This window comes from Spirosoma aerophilum (genome assembly GCF_054782495.1).
The window spans coordinates 2,029,873-2,047,553 of the sequence record NZ_BAAGSJ010000013.1 but is presented as its reverse complement, the minus strand read 5'-3'; the positions used below and the strand labels follow the sequence as shown (position 1 = coordinate 2,047,553).

General features: G+C 51.0%; 16 protein-coding genes. 8 read left to right on the top strand and 8 right to left on the bottom strand.

What is annotated here, in order from left to right; translation table 11 throughout:
* Nucleotides 1–19 precede the first annotated feature (19 nt).
* The gene (locus ACYVK4_RS19870; RefSeq protein WP_461129270.1) at nt 20–913 is read left to right on the top strand and encodes a sugar phosphate isomerase/epimerase family protein; all 894 of its coding nucleotides are present in this window, start codon (nt 20–22) and stop codon (nt 911–913) included.
* A 35-nt stretch (nt 914–948) separates the two neighbouring features.
* Here the strand turns inward: ACYVK4_RS19870 and ACYVK4_RS19865 are convergent, their stop codons facing one another.
* The 4 genes from ACYVK4_RS19865 to ACYVK4_RS19850 all read right to left on the bottom strand — a co-directional run bounded on the left by ACYVK4_RS19865 (nt 949) and on the right by ACYVK4_RS19850 (nt 6,770).
* Nucleotides 949–2,031 carry a mevalonate kinase family protein gene (locus tag ACYVK4_RS19865; RefSeq protein ID WP_461129269.1) on the bottom strand — a complete coding sequence of 361 codons (1,083 nt, stop codon included), beginning with the start codon at nt 2,029–2,031 and terminating at the stop codon, nt 949–951.
* 98 nt (nt 2,032–2,129) lie between these two features.
* A complete protein-coding gene (locus ACYVK4_RS19860) occupies nt 2,130–3,350 on the bottom strand; it encodes a sugar MFS transporter (RefSeq protein WP_461129268.1) in 1,221 nt (406 codons plus the stop codon).
* Nucleotides 3,351–4,149: 799 nt separating this feature from the next.
* On the bottom strand, nt 4,150–5,526 hold the full coding sequence (locus tag ACYVK4_RS19855) for a Gfo/Idh/MocA family protein (protein ID WP_461129267.1): 1,377 nt from the start codon (nt 5,524–5,526) through the stop codon (nt 4,150–4,152).
* A gap of 155 nt (nt 5,527–5,681) precedes the next feature.
* A complete protein-coding gene (locus ACYVK4_RS19850) occupies nt 5,682–6,770 on the bottom strand; it encodes an MBL fold metallo-hydrolase (RefSeq protein ID WP_461129266.1) in 1,089 nt (362 codons plus the stop codon).
* A 298-nt stretch (nt 6,771–7,068) separates the two neighbouring features.
* On the opposite strand from ACYVK4_RS19850, the gene ACYVK4_RS19845 reads away from it, so the two are divergent.
* The 3 genes from ACYVK4_RS19845 (at nt 7,069) to ACYVK4_RS19835 (ending at nt 9,027) form a co-directional block, all read left to right on the top strand.
* Entirely contained in the window at nt 7,069–7,500 is a 432-nt protein-coding gene (locus ACYVK4_RS19845; protein WP_461129265.1) for a 6-pyruvoyl trahydropterin synthase family protein, read from the top strand.
* Nucleotides 7,463–8,236, top strand: a complete 774-nt coding sequence (gene folE, locus ACYVK4_RS19840) for a GTP cyclohydrolase I FolE (RefSeq protein ID WP_461129264.1) — start codon at nt 7,463–7,465, stop codon at nt 8,234–8,236. The genes ACYVK4_RS19845 and folE overlap by 38 nt, the downstream gene beginning before the upstream one ends.
* 89 nt (nt 8,237–8,325) lie before the next feature.
* Nucleotides 8,326–9,027 (top strand): SDR family NAD(P)-dependent oxidoreductase, encoded by a 702-nt coding sequence (locus ACYVK4_RS19835; RefSeq protein ID WP_461129263.1) that lies wholly within the window; start codon nt 8,326–8,328, stop codon nt 9,025–9,027.
* Nucleotides 9,028–9,093: 66 nt separating this feature from the next.
* Here the strand turns inward: ACYVK4_RS19835 and ACYVK4_RS19830 are convergent, their stop codons facing one another.
* Complete coding sequence (locus ACYVK4_RS19830) at nt 9,094–10,704, bottom strand: aldehyde dehydrogenase (NADP(+)) (protein WP_461129262.1); 1,611 nt, start codon at nt 10,702–10,704, stop codon at nt 9,094–9,096.
* A 125-nt stretch (nt 10,705–10,829) separates the two neighbouring features.
* Nucleotides 10,830–11,756: a sugar phosphate isomerase/epimerase family protein gene (locus ACYVK4_RS19825; protein WP_461129261.1), complete on the bottom strand. Its 927-nt coding sequence runs from the start codon at nt 11,754–11,756 to the stop codon at nt 10,830–10,832.
* Nucleotides 11,757–12,030: 274 nt separating this feature from the next.
* On the opposite strand from ACYVK4_RS19825, the gene ACYVK4_RS19820 reads away from it, so the two are divergent.
* The 4 genes from ACYVK4_RS19820 to ACYVK4_RS19805 are packed head-to-tail and all read left to right on the top strand — an operon-like array spanning nt 12,031 to nt 15,178.
* Nucleotides 12,031–12,978, top strand: coding sequence for a threonine ammonia-lyase (locus ACYVK4_RS19820; protein ID WP_461129260.1), 948 nt, complete (start codon nt 12,031–12,033; stop codon nt 12,976–12,978).
* A 1-nt stretch (nt 12,979) separates the two neighbouring features.
* Nucleotides 12,980–13,387 carry a GNAT family N-acetyltransferase gene (locus ACYVK4_RS19815; protein ID WP_461129259.1) on the top strand — a complete coding sequence of 136 codons (408 nt, stop codon included), beginning with the start codon at nt 12,980–12,982 and terminating at the stop codon, nt 13,385–13,387.
* Between the two features lie 55 nt (nt 13,388–13,442).
* Nucleotides 13,443–13,805 carry a DUF3471 domain-containing protein gene (locus tag ACYVK4_RS19810; protein ID WP_461129258.1) on the top strand — a complete coding sequence of 121 codons (363 nt, stop codon included), beginning with the start codon at nt 13,443–13,445 and terminating at the stop codon, nt 13,803–13,805.
* 56 nt (nt 13,806–13,861) lie between these two features.
* Nucleotides 13,862–15,178, top strand: coding sequence for a PQQ-dependent sugar dehydrogenase (locus ACYVK4_RS19805; protein WP_461129257.1), 1,317 nt, complete (start codon nt 13,862–13,864; stop codon nt 15,176–15,178).
* Between the two features lie 65 nt (nt 15,179–15,243).
* On the opposite strand, the gene ACYVK4_RS19800 is transcribed toward ACYVK4_RS19805, so the two are convergent.
* The gene (locus tag ACYVK4_RS19800) at nt 15,244–16,923 is read right to left on the bottom strand and encodes a hypothetical protein (protein WP_461129256.1); all 1,680 of its coding nucleotides are present in this window, start codon (nt 16,921–16,923) and stop codon (nt 15,244–15,246) included.
* Nucleotides 16,913–17,515, bottom strand: a complete 603-nt coding sequence (locus tag ACYVK4_RS19795; RefSeq protein ID WP_461129255.1) for an RNA polymerase sigma factor — start codon at nt 17,513–17,515, stop codon at nt 16,913–16,915. The genes ACYVK4_RS19800 and ACYVK4_RS19795 overlap by 11 nt, the downstream gene beginning before the upstream one ends.
* Between the last annotated feature and the right edge of the window lie 166 nt (nt 17,516–17,681).

Sequence of the window (17,681 nt, the reverse complement as noted above, 5' to 3'; positions counted from 1 at the left end):
CTGTACTTTTTTGGATCGTATGCAACGGGAAACCCCTGCTTCAAGAAGAGATTTTATAAGGTGTGCTGGCAGTCTTTTAGCAGGTCTGACCGCTTTCGATACCCTGGGCGCTCCTGCACCTGCCGCGGGCTACTCGCTACCGCTGGGCGTTTGCACCACGTATGACAAGGCTGATCTGCTGAAGCGGCTGGGTTATACATTTGTGGAGGAGAGCGTTGGGCATTTTCTCATTCCCGATGAAGGAGATGGTCAGTTTGGTAAAAACCAATTGGCTCTCAAGCAGGAGAAGGTACCGGTTCGATCCTACATCTACTTCTTTCCCGGTAAGCTAAAGTCCGTTGGCCCCGACATTCACCACGAGGCTATTCTGGAACGGGCCGAGCTGGCACTTCGGCGGGCAAAGGAGTGCGGGTCTAAAAATATTGTATTTGGCAGTGGTGGTTCGCGATTCATTCCTGATGGATTTGATCGGGACAAAGCCAAGGCGCAGCACATTGCCCTCTGCCAGAAGATGGCACCCATTGCCGAGAAATATGGCGTTACGCTGGCCGTTGAGCCACTGAACCGGGGCGAAACGAATTTTATCAATAGCCTGGCTGAAGGCGTTGAGATTATCCGGGCGGTCAACAATCCCTGGTTCCGGCTGCAGTGCGACATCTACCATATGCTTAAGGAAGATGAAAAGCCGGAAGAGATCGTAAAATACGGACAGTACATTGTGCATTGCCACCTGGCCGAGAAGCAAAGCCGGACAGCTCCGGGGGTGAAGGGAGATGATTTTAAACCCTACTTCCGTGCGCTCAAACAGATAAAGTACCGGGGCGGGCTATCGCTGGAATGTAACTGGACCGACTTCGACGCTGAAATAACCCGTGGCTTAGCAGTAGTTAAGCAGCAGTTGTCCGAGGTGTAAGCGTCAGAAATCGGTCAATCGACGGCCTGCCTTTTCTAGCTACTGATTGTTGTTCCTTCGGCAACGTTGATCACATAGGCTTTTCCTCCTTCCCGTTCAATAGCTTCGGCAACTTCTTCCGGTTTCTCGGGCGCATACACAAACATACAACCGCCACCACCCGAGCCGTTGATCTTGCCCCCTAGGGCACCGGCCGTAAGGGCAGCGTCGATCATGCGGTTTATTTTGGGGGTCGAAATGCGTTGCGCATCCCGTAAATTGGCCTGATGGTCGTTCAGCAATTGCCCAAAACGAACGTGGTCGAAGGAAGTGGCCGGATCGGCGGAGGCTCTCAACATCGAGAGGGCATCCCGCAGGATATCACGGTTCGAGAGGTTACCTTTCAGGAGGATATACTCGTCTTTTGACAGGAAATCCTTGAATTCCGACACCTCGGTAATGTCTGACGAGTCGAGGGCAAATTGAGGATTGATGGTTTTTAAATTCCGGATGATGTCCAGCATCCCGAACTTGACCCGCTTCAAAATCCCGATTGTATCTTTTGGCTCCTGCGAATCGCCAAGGACAAAGGTGCCTACCGGCGGGCTAAGCTTTTCAAGACTAATCTTGGGCTGCGACTCTAAATAAATGACCTTGCCTACCGCTGTCGAATAGTGGTCCATCATGCCGCCGGGCTCGCCAAACTCCAGTACTTCGGCTACATAGGCCAGTTCGGCAATGTGTTCGGGAGATAACTGTCGGGGCTGGTCGGCCAGCTGCGTGAGTACATTGAGCCAGGAAACCAGCAAGGCCGATGAACTTGACGTGCCGGAGTTAATGGGAATATTGCCGTGTACCTCCCCCTCAATCCCTTTTTTGAAGGTAAAGCCCTCCCGCAGCAGCACGTTAACCGCCGAGCGGAAATAGTCCCGGATCTGTGGGTATGGCAGTTCCTGCCCGTCGAATGGTATATCGACGGTGCCCTTTATATCCGGCAAATTCAACCGGAATCCGGGCTGATCGGCTGAATGGGCGGTCACTTCAATACGGCGGGAAATGGCTGCAGCAATAACGGGTAGCCCCAAATAATCCTGATGCTCGCCAAAAAGGCAGATACGGCCGGGAGTAGATACTGTCATGGGTAATCGCAACGAGCGCTAAGGTTTCGCAAGGAGCGCTAAGTGATATACATGGCGTTCCTTGCGAAACCTTAGCGCTCGTTGCGTTTGAAAATTAATTACCAGTTCGCTTTCTTATGGCCGATTACAGCGTAGTACAGAATATAGCCAAATAAGGGTAAAAGCAGCGCGTAAGCCATTTTGGCGCTAACGGTATCGGTCAAATAACCATGCAGCAGGGGTAGCAAAGCACCGCCCGAAATGCCCATGATCAGCAAGGCCGACCCAATTTTGGTGAATTTACCCAGGCGGTTCAACGCCAGCGGCCATATAGCAGGCCACATCGGCGAGATGGCAAAACCTAACAGCGCTACGCACAGGATTGAGGCAAAGCCGTCGGTCAGGATCGCGCCTGTTGTAAGGATCAGAGCCAGAATCGAGCCAACACGCAGGGCCATTTGCTGCGAAATGTATTTAGGGATCGCCACAATGCCGAGGATATAGCCAGCCAGTAAACCATATAGTGTATAAGTTGTAAAGTATTTGGCTTCGTCATTAGTGAAGCCCATCGCCTTACCGTAGTTGATAATGGTATCACCGGCAATGACTTCGGCACCCACATAGCAGAAGATGGCGGCTACTCCTAATACCAGATTCGGAAATTGCCCGACACTGGTTCGTGCCGTTAATTCAGCGGGGGCATCGTCCTGCTCTTCAGAAACTTCAGGCAGATTGGAGTAACGGATAAGTATCGCCAGCAAGATCAGTACACCGGTGAGAATCATGTACGGCGTTACAACTTTTTCCAGCGTGGCCGCTCCCGAAACTGCGTTGGCACCCGTTAACAGCAGTCCGCCAAAAATAAACTGGCTGCATATGCCCGCCAGCTTATTGGCCACACCCATGAAACTAATTCGTTGGGCGGCACTTTCACGGGGGCCCAGAATCGTTGCGTATGGGTTGGAGGCTGTTTGCAGCACCGTCAGGCCAATACCGATCAGAAATAAACCAACCAGAAAGAGTGGGTATGAAACGGCTTTGGCAGCGGGTACGAAAATGATGGTGCCAACCGCCATAATGAGCAAGCCCATCGACATACCATTTTTAAAACCTGTACGCTTCAACAGCGCCGACGATGGAATGGCCATCAGCGTGTAGGAAATGAAAAAGGCGAAAGCAACCAGGTTGGAGCCGACCGTACTCAAATTAAAGGCTTGCTTGAAAAAAGCAATCAATACGCTGTTGACCCACGTAACGAAGCCAAAAACAAAGAAAAGGGCACCGATGATGAGCAACGGACCGGTGTAATTTTGGGTTTTAGGCGGAGCAGTAGGTGTCATTGGTTTGTTTGTCTGGTAAGAGCAGGTGAAGGGGTAATAGATTTTAAAATTTTTTACAAATTAAAGATAGAAATCGAATTCACCATCTAAAGTCCGTTACAAATTAATGTTTTAGATCTGCGAATTGGTCTACTTCTCAAAAAAGGTAAAAGGACATAACCGGTAAAAAAATACCATACAGATTAAAAAGAATAGCTCACAGCTTTACTTTTCAATGAGCAGGGATTAATTCAATTTTGTTAACGTACTAGTCTCAACTCCGAAAGCAGGCAGGCTGATGGCATATTGATACGACTGTATACATACGGCTATGATCCACTGGAAAACAGTTTAAAGGTTCTTTTTAGGTTTTCTAATAATCACTATGGGTTCTGTTGAATGAGCTACGTTCTCAGGCCATGAGTCAAATATAGAGGGCCCCTGTTCTTCAATGGCTTCGTAAGGCGATTTGTCTTTAAGAGAACTACCGGTTCATTTACGAGGGCGATACATTTGTTGATTCGCTCTGGGACCCTAATCAGCGGTACGACGATCTGAAAGTCATCTCTCTTCCCGATAAAGACCGTTACAAACCGTTTCCAGGCTATAAATTTATTGAGCCGGGTACGTCACTTAAGGTGGTGTGGGTACCCGGCTTACTTAATTCAGATAATCCGAAACTAATAGCCGACACGAACGAAGGTTCCTGGAAGGTGAATGCCAATCCCAACAATCGCTCGTATCGGTCAAATGACGTGGCGGCCTGGGTAGCTTGCCGGATTGCCGCACGTGCGTTTTACTACGGACTTTAGATGATTCGTTAAAAATTATCCGTTAATCCGAAGATTGGCTTGTTCGTTTTCCACTTGCCTTTGGTAAAATCAGGAATTTCGATGGGCTTACTCCCTCCGGCAATACTCTGCTCGGATAAGGGGCTGATGGCACTCCAGACAGCTGCATCGTACACGTCGATGGGAACCGGACCTTTGGCTTTTATCGATTCGATAAAGGCGCGAAGCACGAAGAAATCGATGCCTCCGTGGCCAGCATTCTCGGCTGTTTGAGCGTGACGTTTCCAGAGGGGGTGATCGTATTTTTCCTGATAGGCCGCAAAGGGCTCCCAACTGTGGGGCTTTGGCGAGACACCTTCCAGATAGATCATGTCGTTATCGTCCATCCAGATGCCATTGGTGCCTTGGGCTCTGAACCCCAGCGAGTAGGGGCGAGGGGAATTTGTATCGTGCATGATCACGATATTTTCTCCATTGGCGCACTGAATAACGGTGGTGACTACATCGCCAAGTTTAAAATTGACCTTGGCATTGGGATGGTTTGGTCCACCTTTGTCAACTACGTATTTGTGCAGACCCCGGCTTTTGGTAGCCGTACTGGTCAGGTGCGTAAAGCGGTTTCCCCGGTTAATGTCGAGCCAGTGTGCTACTGGTCCGAGGCCGTGGGTTGGATATAAATCGCCGTTTCGGTCGACGGAGTGCTGCGTACGCCAGTGGGCTTCGGAGTAGCCCTTCTCGCCAAATTCGGCACCAACACCCCCAATCGATTTGCCGTCGTTGAATTTGATATTCCGTAAGTCGTGCTGGTAGCCGCAGTGTGCATAGGTCATCTCACCAAACATGCCCTTGCGGATCATGTTCAGCACCGCCAGCACATCGCGACGGTAGCAAACGTTTTCCAGAATCATGCAGGGCGACCCGGTTTTCTCAAACGCATTGACCAAATCCCACGACTCTTTAAGCGTCACCGTTGCCGATACTTCCACACCGGCATATTTGCCCGCATGCATGGTCGCTACGGCCATGGGAACGTGCCACTCCCAGGGTGTAGCAATCACGACGCCATCGATGTCGTCGCGTTTGAGCATATCCTTAAACGCTTCGTCTCCCTTGCTGTAGGCCACTGGTGCTTTCCGGCCGGCCTTTTCGATCATGGCCTTTGTACGGCTGATGGCTTCCGGGGCGGGGTCGCAAATAGCCGTAATTTCGACGTCGTCGCGGTAAAGGGCCTGTTCCACATGGCTGCGTCCTCGTGAACCAACGCCAATAAATGCCAGCCGGACTTTAGGGTCGGCGGGTTTGGCACCCGTTAGAATAGCTGGAAAAACGGAGGTCGTTGCCACAGAAGTAGCTGCGCCGGTAAGAGCAGCCGTACGAATAAACTGGCGCCGGGTGGGTGTCTGCATAGCAATAGGAGCGTAGTAGATTTTTACGAACCAAATAACGAGGTTTCGTATCAAAAAACATACGACGCGTCTTTTTTACCCATTTGTACCGGTTAATGGCTATGGATCGTGTAAGGCCAGAACCAACGTGGCCCGGCCTTGCACCATCAACCCACCTAATAGCGCCACCAGGTCGACTTAGGATAGTTTACACCTACCGACAGGGGTTCACCAATCATAGGCGTTGTAACGTCCAGCTTTTGTTCGGCGGCCCGTTTGGTAAACCGATCAACGGATTCGGTCCAACCGTGGATGGAAAGGGAAAATTTAGCCCAGTGTACTGGTAACACGGTTTTGGCGTGTAGGTCCTGTGCCGCCGTGGCTACCTCTTCGGGAAACATGTGTATATTGGGCCAGTCTTTCCCGTACTGTCCGCATTCGAGAATAGCCAGATCGAATGGGCCGTATTTGTCGCCGATTTCCTTAAAGTGCTTGCCGTAGCCTGAATCACCACCCAGATACAGTGAATAGCCGTGTATTTTGAGCGCAAAAGCAGTCCATAAAGTTCTACCCCGTGCCAAACTACGGCCTGAAAAATGGCGTGCCGGAACCGCCGTCATGTCAATATCACCGTCAACGTGGTGGCTTTCCCACCAGTCGAACTCGACAATCTGGTCGGGTGAAGCACCCCAGCGTTCGAGGTGAGCGCCAACGCCAAGTGCCGTGTAGAATTTTTTAACTCGCGGAATAAGCTGCCTGATGGTCTGGTAGTCGAGGTGGTCGTAGTGGTCGTGGGAGAGCACCAGCATATCTATCTTTTCCGGCATATCCTCCACTTTGTACACATCAGATCCCGGAAATGCCTTCCCGAAAAACGAAACGGGCGACGCATTTCCACTAAAAACCGGATCAACGAGAATGGTAACCCCTTTTGATTTTATAAGATAGGACGAGTGACCAAACCAGACAACGGTGGGAACGGAATCCGAAAGTGCTTTCAGATCTGTGCGAACAGAGGGTAATGGTTTAGGGGGTATGTTATCTGTTGCTTTGTTAAAGAAATCCCTCATCATACCCATGTACGAGGCATTTTCGCGCATTACTTCGGTTTTTTCCAGATTTTGAAACGAGCCATCGCGATAATTGGGTGATCGTTTAACTCGCTCCAAACGAGAAGTGGCTGGGTCGCTCCCAAATGTGCTCTGCTGCATGAACAGAAAGGTGCTGGCAATCAATCCGGTAATGATGAATAGTGTTAGTAGCATTGGTTTTCGTAAGCGTGTCATGGGGTCAGAACGGGGGCGTATCCTGTCTGGTTCCGCGCTCACTGGCTGAGTACATGAGAGGGAACATTACCTGATGAGTGGATGTTATTACCCTGAACCGTATGAAAATTTTGTTTAATCTTTATTGGGAAACGTTGAACAAAATTGACGAATCATCGGTTTGTAAAGTATCAATCGCATACTAAAGAGCGTTCTGGCTACCCGCTCGGCTGTCTGCCTGTGTTGTACACAAACTTTGTAACGACAGGTTGATCGAACTTTAATTCGATTCATTTTTATGGATAATCTTCGGGCTAGTGCCCCACGGGTTGCGGTGTTTCGGAAAGAACATTTCAACGCGGCTCATCGTCTGAATAACCCCAATTGGTCGGACGAGAAAAACACGCGGGTGTACGGCAAATGCAACAATCCCAATTACCACGGTCACAATTACGAGTTGATTGTGCAGGTTACCGGCCCAATTGATGACGAAACGGGTTATGTGATCGACATGAAACTACTTAGCGACATTGTGAAGGAACACGTCTTAGACCGATTCGATCATAAGAATTTAAATCTGGATACCGAGGAGTTTGCTGACCTGAACCCATCGGCCGAAAACATTGCCATCGTCATCCATAACATTTTACGTAATCAACTTAACGAGGGCTTAGACCTTAAAATCAGACTTTATGAAACTGAACGGAACTTCGTCGAATACCCCGTCTAACAGCACCCCGTTAAATGGTCAGCCAGTACTTGGCAGCCATAAAAATGGGTATACGCTGGATGGCGTCGATACAGACGAACTGGTGGACGAAATCGGTGATGCGCACGGTGCGTCGTCCATTGATACACCCATGCGTCCGGATGCCTTCGCGCTGGACGATGAATTGAAAATTGACCTTATTGAAGAACATTTCCGGGAAATAATGAGCATTTTAGGCCTGGACCTGACCGATGACAGTCTGAAAGGATCGCCCCGCCGGGTCGCTAAAATGTATATAAACGAGGTGTTTAGCGGCCTGAATCCCGCCAACAAGCCCAAAGCGACTTTGTTCGACAACAAGTTCCGTTATAACGAGATGCTTGTCGAGAAAGACATTACCGTCCAGACCTACTGCGAACACCATTTTGTTCCCATTATGGGCAAAGCACACGTGGCTTATATCTCCAGCGGTAAGGTAATTGGCTTGTCGAAACTAAACCGTATCGTAGAATATTTTAGTAAGCGTCCACAGGTACAGGAGCGCCTGACGGTTCAGATTGCCGAGGAGCTGAAGCGTGTGCTCGAAACGGAAGATGTGGCTGTAATCATTGATGCAAAGCATTTGTGCGTGTCAACGCGGGGTATCCACGACGTCAATAGTTCAACAATTACGGCATCCTACAGTGGCAAATTTTCTGAAGATGCCACCAAGCAGGAGCTACTTCGGTATGTTACACAGCCGAGCGTGAACATTTAGCGTACCAAAGTTTTTTTGTAAACCCCTAAAACCGGACTAATACCTGTTTCAGGGAGCTTTACATCAATTACACTTCATCAACTTAAAAAATGCAGGGTAAAAATATTCTCATCATTGGTGCGAGTTCGGGTATTGGTCATTCGCTGGCTTTGCAACTTCAGGCGCAGGGAGCCACGCTTTTCACGGCCGGTCGGACACAGCCGGAAGGCATTCAGTCTACCCACATGGTGTGGGATATTACCCAGACTTCAGCCGTTGACGCACTGAATCAATTACCCGACACGTTGCATGGGCTGGTTTATTGCCCGGGCACGATCAACCTCAAACCTTTTCAGCGGCTTACCCTGGACGATTACCGTCGTGATTTCGAGGTAAATGTACTAGGTGCCGTGAGTGCCATTCACGCTAGTTACGCGGTCATCAAAAAGTCGAAATCGGCCAGTATCATTCTATTCAGCACAGTTGCCGCCAAGTTGGGAATGGGTATGCATTCGTCGGTTTCAGTTGCCAAATCGGCAGTTGAAGGACTTGGTAAATCGCTGGCGGCTGAACTGGCTCCCTTTAATGTTCGGGTGAATGTTTTGGCACCTTCTCTGACAGACACACCGTTGGCGGGTTTCCTGCTGGGCGATGATACCAAACGGGATGCCGCCAACAAAAGGCACCCTTTGAACCGGTATGGTACACCTGAAGACATTGCCGGTATGGCGGCCTACTTACTCACCGATCAGGCGAGCTGGATAACCGGTCAGGTCATCGGCATTGATGGCGGCATGGGAAGTTTAAAGTAAACAGTAAAAAAAGGGAAAGCGGTGCCACGGTTTTATCCGTGGCACCGCTTTCCCTTTTTTTACTGTTTACTTTGTCATATTACCATCGATATTACGCCAGATACCGAGCGGATTAGCGTTTTGTAAAGCCGCCGGTAGTAACTCATCGGGAAAACTTTGGTAGGTGACGGGACGGACAAACCGAAAAATAGCGGCTGTACCTACCGATGTAGACCGGCTATCGCTCGTAGCGGGGAAAGGCCCACCATGGGTCATCGCTTCCGATACTTCGACACCTGTTGGGTAGCCGCCAAACAAGACCCGCCCCGCTTTCGCCTGAAGCAGAGAAACCCAATCGACAGATGAGAAGGTCAGCTCCGCCGTTGTTGCGTAAATAGTGGCTGTGAGTTGTCCTTCGAGCGTTGTCAGACATTCTTCCAGCTCGGCTTCGGTTGCGCAAACAACAATCAATGACGTTGGTCCGAAAACCTCTTCACCCAGTGCCGGACTGCTCAGGAAAATAGGGGCCGTCGTGCTCAACACGGCCGGGCGTCCCTGCGTTTGGCTGCTTTCGGCATCAACGTCGGCTTCGGCCAGCACGTGAACGCCGGGAATGATCCGGTTTTGCTGAACGCCCTTTTGATACGCCTGACAAATACCCGCATTCAGCATCGTGGCTGGTGCTGATGCCCGGATTTTTTCCGCTACCGTATCCAGGAAAACCTGCGTTTTAGGTGAGTCAAGTAAGAAAACCAATCCCGGATTCGTACAGAACTGGCCTACGCCCAGCGTTATCGAACCCGCTAATCCGGCCGCAACCGTAGCCGCTGAATTTGGACCGCTCTCCTGACTAATGGCCCCCGGCAGCACAACAAATGGATTGACCGCGCTCATTTCGGCATAAACAGGTATAGGCTCGGGACGGCTCTGTGCCACGCGCAACAACGCCAGTCCTCCGGACCTTGAGCCCGTAAAACCAACGGCTTTCACGGCCGGATGCGCTACCAGTTGCTGGGCTACATCAATGTCAGCATGCAGTAGCGAAAAGACGCCATCGGGCATGCCCGTTTTTACCGCAGCCGATACGATTGCCTGCCCCACTAAGGACGATGTGCCCGGATGAGAGGGGTGTGCTTTAACGACAACCGGACAACCGGCGGCCAATGCCGATGCCGTATCGCCACCGGCTACGGAGAAGGCCAGCGGAAAGTTACTGGCCCCAAAAACGACCACCGGTCCGAGAGGCACCAGCATCCGGCGCAAATCGGGACGGGGGAGGGGCTGACGGTCGGGGAGGGCCGGATTGATGCGGGCATCCACCCAGGAGCCTTCCCGGAGTACACTCGCAAACAAGCGTAGCTGACCGGTTGTGCGGCCCCGCTCGCCCGAGATACGGCCCGTGGGCAATCCGCTTTCCAGCACCGCCCGCTCGATGAGTTCATCCCCAATGGCTTCTATTTCGGCGGCAATGGCCTCTAGAAAGTCGGCTCGTTGTGCCCCGCTCAGCTTGGAATAAACCGGAAAAGCTTCGGCAGCTTTGTCGATGGCCAGATTAGCCTGCTCAGCGGATACGTTCGCGAACTCGTCGGCAAGGTTCTCGTGAAGGGAGGGCGCAAAGGCCTTGAAAAAGTTACCGTCGCCGGTAACCGGCTCATTGCCAATAAAGCTGAGGGTAACAGATTGTTGCGTGGTTGACATACGTTTGAATGAATCGAAACCTGACGTAAGTATAGGTTTCAAGGGAACAACAGGAAGGCTAAAAAAGTGGCCTGATTACGCATGTTCGTGCGTAGACAGGCCACAAAAATGATACTACGGACTTCTTAAGCTATGGGTCCAACCCGTTCCAGCACGGCTTTGGCCTGTCGGATACCGGCGTATTCGTCCATCTTATCGCCTTCGTATTCGATACCAATTATGCCTTTGAACTTGCTGTCTTTCACGATTTTCAGAATCCGGTTGTAGTCGGTTTCAACACAGTTGCCGCTGGCGTCGAAGTCGTAAAATTTAGCCGAAGCGCCTTTGGCAAAGGGCATCAGTTCGGCAGTGCCCTTGTAGCGGTCATACTCCTCAGCGCAGGTGTGGTTATCGCCCCGCTTGATGCAGAAGTTCCCGAAATCGGGGAGGGTACCTACGTTTTTCATGCCTACCTGCTTCATCACCCCCGACAGCCACTGCCCGTTGGACGAGTAGCCGCCGTGGTTTTCCACGATCACATTGATGTTCATCGTTTTGGCAAATTCGCCCAGTTTACTCAGGCCGTCAACGGCGGCTTTGGCCACTTCTTCAGCCGTGCCTTGTCCGGCGGCATTAACCCGAATGGTTTTACAGCCCAGGTATTTAGCACATTCAACCCATTTGTGGTGATTCTCAACTGCTTTCATCCGTTCGGCTGTGTCCGAAGCGCCCAGATTACCTTCGCCGTCGATCATGATGAGGTTGTTGGTGATGCCGTTGTCCTTGCATCGGGCCAGCAAGTCGTTCAGGTAAGTTTTGTCCTGCGCTTTATCCTTGAAGAACTGGTTTACATACTCAACAATGCTGATATCGAACTCTTTACGGGCAATGCCGGGGAAGTCCAGGTTGGTGATCTTCTTGCCGAACAGCGCTTTGTGGAGCGACCACTCGGCCAGCGAAATATCGAAGAACATCTTCTTCGCGGGAGCTTCGGCGAAAGCAGTCGGCACAATGGCCATGGCCGCTAAGGAGCCAGCAGCTTGTTTCAAAAACGAACGACGGTCGGAGGTCATAACGAAACGGGTTTACGAGACATAGGTTTTGAGTAAGCAGTCAGTTGCTTACCGGACAAAGAAAGAAAACAAATATAAATTACTCATTTGATTCGCTGATGAGGCTTAGGTTTAGCGCACATGGAATTGTTTTCTTCCGTAATTTGTGCGGATCTGTTCAAGACACAAACAGGCTGGGCCGAATAGATGCCAGCTGTTTGCTAAACGTATGTGTGTACGCCTTCAACCAGTTGGAGCCTATGGGCGCTGGCCTGTTTAATCCCTTTCATCCCTAATGATCACGCTCGAAACCATTCAGGAAGCGCACGACCGCATCCGCCCTCATATTCACCGCACGGCGGTGCTTACCAATCAAACCATTAACGAGCGGTCGGGAGCGGAGTTGTTTTTTAAATGCGAGAACTTTCAGAAAATCGGTGCCTTCAAGGCCCGGGGAGGCCTGAATGCTGTATTGCAGGTCGCTCAAAATAAAGAAGGGTCAGCCATTACTACGCACTCCTCGGGTAACCACGCCCAGGCGGTAGCCTTTGCCGCCAGGCAAGTGGGTATGTCTGCCTATATTGTGATGCCCCGCACGGCTCCACAAGTTAAAAAAGATGCCGTTCTTGGCTATGGTGCCGAGGTGATCGAATGCGAGCCGACGCTGGATGCCCGCGAGGCCGGCGTTCGGGAGGTAATGGCACGAACCGGTGCGGTACTTGTTCATCCCTTCGATGATGATCGGGTCATTGCCGGTCAGGCGACAGCCGCCAAAGAACTGATCGAGGATTTTGGACGTGATCAGCCATTCGATGTCATTCTGGCTCCCGTGGGTGGGGGAGGGCTGCTCAGCGGAACGGCTTTGGCTACGCATTACCTGTCTCCGTCAACCCGCGTTGTGGCTGGCGAACCGGACGGAGCGGCTGATGCGATCCTGTCCTTTAAGAGTGGCCATGTCGAGAAAGCGCCCTATATCAATACCATTGCCGATGGGCTCATGACCAGCCTAAGTGAACGAACGTTAGCCATCATTCGCGAGCACGTTACGGATATTTTGACGGTGTCTGACCCCGAAATTATCGCGGCCATGCGGCTGGTCTGGGAGCGAATGAAAATTATCATCGAACCCTCCTGCGCCGTTCCACTGGCGGCTGTGCTGAAGCACAAAGATCAGTTTGCCGGACAAAAGATTGGTATTATTCTGACCGGTGGGAATGTCGATTTAGGAAAGCTGCCCTTTTGATATGGTTTATATTCAACCCATTACTGCCGAGGAAACGTACCCGCTCCGACACTCGGTTTTGTGGCCCGATAAACCCCTCGACTATGTGAAAGTCGATAATGACGATGAGGGGTTCCACTTCGGGGCCTTTCGGGAGGGCGAGCTGATTGCCGTTATTTCGCTATTTGTCAACGGATCAGAAAGCCGATTTCGAAAGTTTGCCGCCCGACCTGACTGCCAGCGTCAGGGTGTAGGCACACTACTCCTGAATCATGTGATCGATGAAGCGAAACGGTTAGGGGCTACGGTACTCTGGTGCGATGCCCGACTGGAATCCGCTGATTTCTACCGGCGCTTCGGTATGGATGCTGTTAGCGAGGTATTCTACAAAGGCCCAATTCCCTATGCTAAATTTTTGCGTACCTTGTAAGTAGTCCGGGGGCTTATCCGGCTTCGTCAGTCCTAAACCTTACCATCATATCCTTATGAAGTATGTACTGAATATTTTGCTGACTGTTTGTCTGCTGGCTGTTGTCAAAAATTCAAATGCGCAGACCGCTCCGGCCGACACTGCGAATCTGAAAGCGTATGCAGGTTCGTATACGTTTGCCAGTGGTAGTCCGATCCAGAAGTTTACGGTCACCGCCGATAAAGGTGAGCTATATGGCGAAGCGGATACCTATGGGAAAAACAAACTGGTCAAACAGGCGAAAGTCGATACGTATCAGTCTACCAGCTCCTACGGCTCCATCATCACCTTCGTTCGGGATGCCGCTTCGAAAGCCGTGACAAGCCTGACGATGGCTGTTCAAGGCACCGAGTTGGCGGCTAAAAAGGACAATCCATAACCAAACGATTGTTCAGGCAGTTGAGTAAACAATGCTAAAATTGACTCAACTCAACGATGAAAACGACAAGAATACTACTGTCAGCTGCTGCGCTGTCCGTTGCCGTGCTGGCGTGTAACCAGAAAAAAGAAGCCAGTCAAACCGGCGAAACGGTGGCTACCGTTGACACTACACTGGAGTTACCGGCTCCCTATGCGACCGAATCGAGCCAGAAGTTCAGTAACGTAGTTGGCTGGCCGGAAGGGAAAACGCCCAAAGCACCTGCCGGTTTTACCGTTACAGAATATGCCCGCGACTTAGCCAGTCCCCGCTGGATTTACGTTGCCCCAAACGGCGATGTCTTTGTGGCCGAGTCCAATACCGAACGCAAGGGTATTAAAACGAAAGTGGTGAACGCCGTTACGGGCAAAAGTAATTCGGAGCGGACGGAAGCCAGTGCCAATCGCATTACACTCCTCCGCGATACCAATAAGGATGGTAAACCAGATGTGAAAGAAGCGTTTCTGACAGGGCTGAATCAGCCATTTGGTATGCTGGTGCTGGGCGGTAATTTCTACGCGGCCAACACTGATGGCATTATGATGTATGCCTACAAACCCGGACAGACCAGGATAACCGCCCCCGGCAAAAAGATTTTGAGCTTACCCGCTGGTGGCTACAACAATCACTGGACCCGTAATTTGCTGGCTGATCCCGATGGGAAGAAAATTTTCGTTTCGGTAGGTTCGGGCAGTAATGTGGCCGAGCATGGCATCGAGAATGAAATTCGCCGGGCGAATATTCTCGAAATTAATCCGGATGGAACGGGTGAGAAAGTTTATGCCAGTGGTCTGCGGAACCCCGTCGGTATGGGTTGGCAGCCCACCACCAAAACACTGTACACCGCCGTGAACGAGCGTGATGAACTGGGCGACGAGCTTGTACCCGATTACCTGACCAGCGTGAAAGAAGGAGCCTTTTATGGCTGGCCGTATGCCTACTTCGGTCAGAATGAAGACCCCCGCCGGAAAGGTGAACGCCCTGATCTGGTCAAAAAAGCTGTTGTTCCTGATGTGCCGCTGGGTGCTCATACGGCCTCACTTGGATTGGCTTTTTATGATAAAACGGCTTTCCCGGAAAAGTACCGCAATGGGGCTTTTATTGGTCAGCACGGTTCCTGGAACCGGTCGTCGTTCTCGGGATATAAAGTGGTCTTTGTACCATTCGAGGAAGGTAAGCCCGGTAAACCGGAAGATTTTCTGACCGGATTTTTGACGGGTCAGGATAAGGATGCTTACGGCCGACCCGTTGGTATTGCCGTGCTGCCCGACGGGTCGATGTTGGTAGCCGATGACGCCGGTGGCCGAATCTGGCGGATTGCCGCCAATAAATAATCCCGGTAACTCAGGACAAAAAACGAGCGCTGGCCCATGGGTCAGCGCTCGTTTTTTGTCCTGAGTTAAAACTGGTACAGCAGCCTTGCCCGAAGGCCAACCGTTGCCGATCGCTGCCAATTCGGATCGGGCAGTGACAGGCTGGTTCTGACAGGCATGGTTAGCACGGGGCTGCCCTGAATAACCCAGTGACCGCCCTGCCATTCCAGACCGGTGCTGAGTGCCAGGCTATTGATTAAATCAACCGGGCGTCTACCCGTCGATGTAATCTCTTCATAAACACGCTGTGGAATGATTCCCGGACAATAGTACGTCGCATTTTCAGTACTGGCCAGATTCAGGTAAGTACCAACCGTAGGCACGAACATCAATGAACGATTCAAGGAAATCCGGTATCCTAAAGCGACCGGTATCTGTATTCTATGCGTACGGGTGTCGATATTGGCAATTGGCCGACGTGGGTCGATGTCACGGGCGAATTCTTTACGGAAATTCCGGCGCGTTCGTTCATCAAAATCAAATTCATTGACGAATCGATCACCCGTGTGCGTTGCCTGACTAATGCCTACGCCAACCATCCAGTGTTTGCCCAGCAGTAGTTCAGTAAACACACCGGCGCTCAATAATCGCGAAGCCACTTCGCCACCTACACCCACGCGGAAGCGGGATGATAGCCGGACAACCGGCTGACTTTCCGGCGCTTTCTCCGGCTCAGCACCAGCAACAACGGTTGTTCTTGCCGGACGCATCCGTCGGGCGCGCTGGGCTAGCATACCGTTCCAATTGGTATTGGGGATGGTCAATGGGGTATTTTTGATCAACTCGAAGTTTGTCGCTATCGATGATTTGTTTGGTACTGTTGATTCTGTTGTAGAAGGTGTCAGATTGGCAACTCCATCAGCAGCCGTGTTCTCGGGCTTGCCGTAAACATTGAGCGGTGCGTCTCGTCGACCTTTTGCCTGCCGGGTTTCCATAACAAAATCGCCCTGTTGTCTGCGTTCGCGGGTTGACCTGCGGTTTGACTTTGTGTTTACGACAGAAGAATTACCAGTGTTTTCATGTACTGCATTGATAGGAGTAGAGGGTTCACCATACGCGTTTGTTGTCGGGTTACTGGTTAAATTATCCGATTGATCTGGTTGAGCCGTTGAGTTTTTTACACGGTTATTATTGGAATAGCGCTGTTCGGGAACCGTTCGAAGCCGTTCAGCAGAGCTGATTTCCTCAGGAGGTATCCCCGGCGATTTCGTGGGTACGGCCACATAGCGGGTGATAAATACCGTGTCTCGTTGCCCGCGTTTTCCTGCCCTGATATCAGTCGTGGTGGCCGATTCACTTTGTTCGGCGAGCGGCTGTTTAGTGTCCGGCTGTGTTGGAATATTGGCTGGTTGCGCGAGTGACAGGGTTTCACGTTCGGTTGTCAATGGAGTAGCCGGCTCTGTCGTTCTTTGCGGAGTCGGGTGCTTTTTGAGCTCGCCTATCGTCTGGCGCAATTGATTGATTTCCTGATGCTGCCAGTAGCCATAGCTGACAAGGACAATCGCACTGATAGTGGCAGCCGCCAGTAACCAGGGTTTTGCTGTCCACAGGCCACCGCTAAACGGATTACCCGAGGGCGGAGTAGCAGGCTGGGGTATTCCCGTTTGCAGAGAAGCCTGCATCCGGGTCCAGTCTTTTTCGGAAAATTCCGGCCGAATACTTTCCAGTTTTCGCCGGATAATATCGGAAAATCGGTCAGTTTTCATGATACGGAAATGTGGCCGTTGAGCCAGTTTTAGTATAGTGAGCTTGTTTGATGAGTACCTGTAATTTTTGCCGGGCTCGGGCGAAGTTGGAACGAACGGTTGCTTCGTTATGGCTCAGGATGCCGGCAACTTCGTGGAGCGTATACCCATCTACCACATGCATCATAAACACAGTTCGGTACGTTGGGGTTAACTGCTGCACCAACGCCAGGATCTCCTCAGCAGCAATCTGATCGACTACATCCTCATCAAAGGCTACTTGTTCGCCCGTTTCCAGCGAAGCGTGCTGCTCGAAACGGTGGTTTTTTCGGTAGTGACTTATGGCTGTATTAACTAAAATAGTGCGTAGCCAGGCTTTGAAAGGTAATGTTTCGTCATAACTGTCTAAATGTTGAAATGCTTTTAAAAATCCTTCGTTCAGTACATCCTCGGCTTCCTCTACGCTCGATGTGTACCGTAGGCAGATGCTTTTGGCATACCCAAAGAACTGCTTGAACAGCGTTCGCTGCGCACGAGGATCGTTGGCACGGCAGGCCCTAATGACACTCAAAAGGTCATTGTCGGCGAACGGAGACGATTTTCGGAAAAACAAGGTTCGATCGGATTTTATATAAACATGCCCACTACATACAGACTACGCATTCGAAACGTATAACGTTGCACCTGATGGTCTGGTTATTAACTATTTTTTTTCAGTAAGCAACGCTTATGCCGTCAGGTACGTATAGTTTGTAAATGGGCTTACTCCCCCGTTGTGG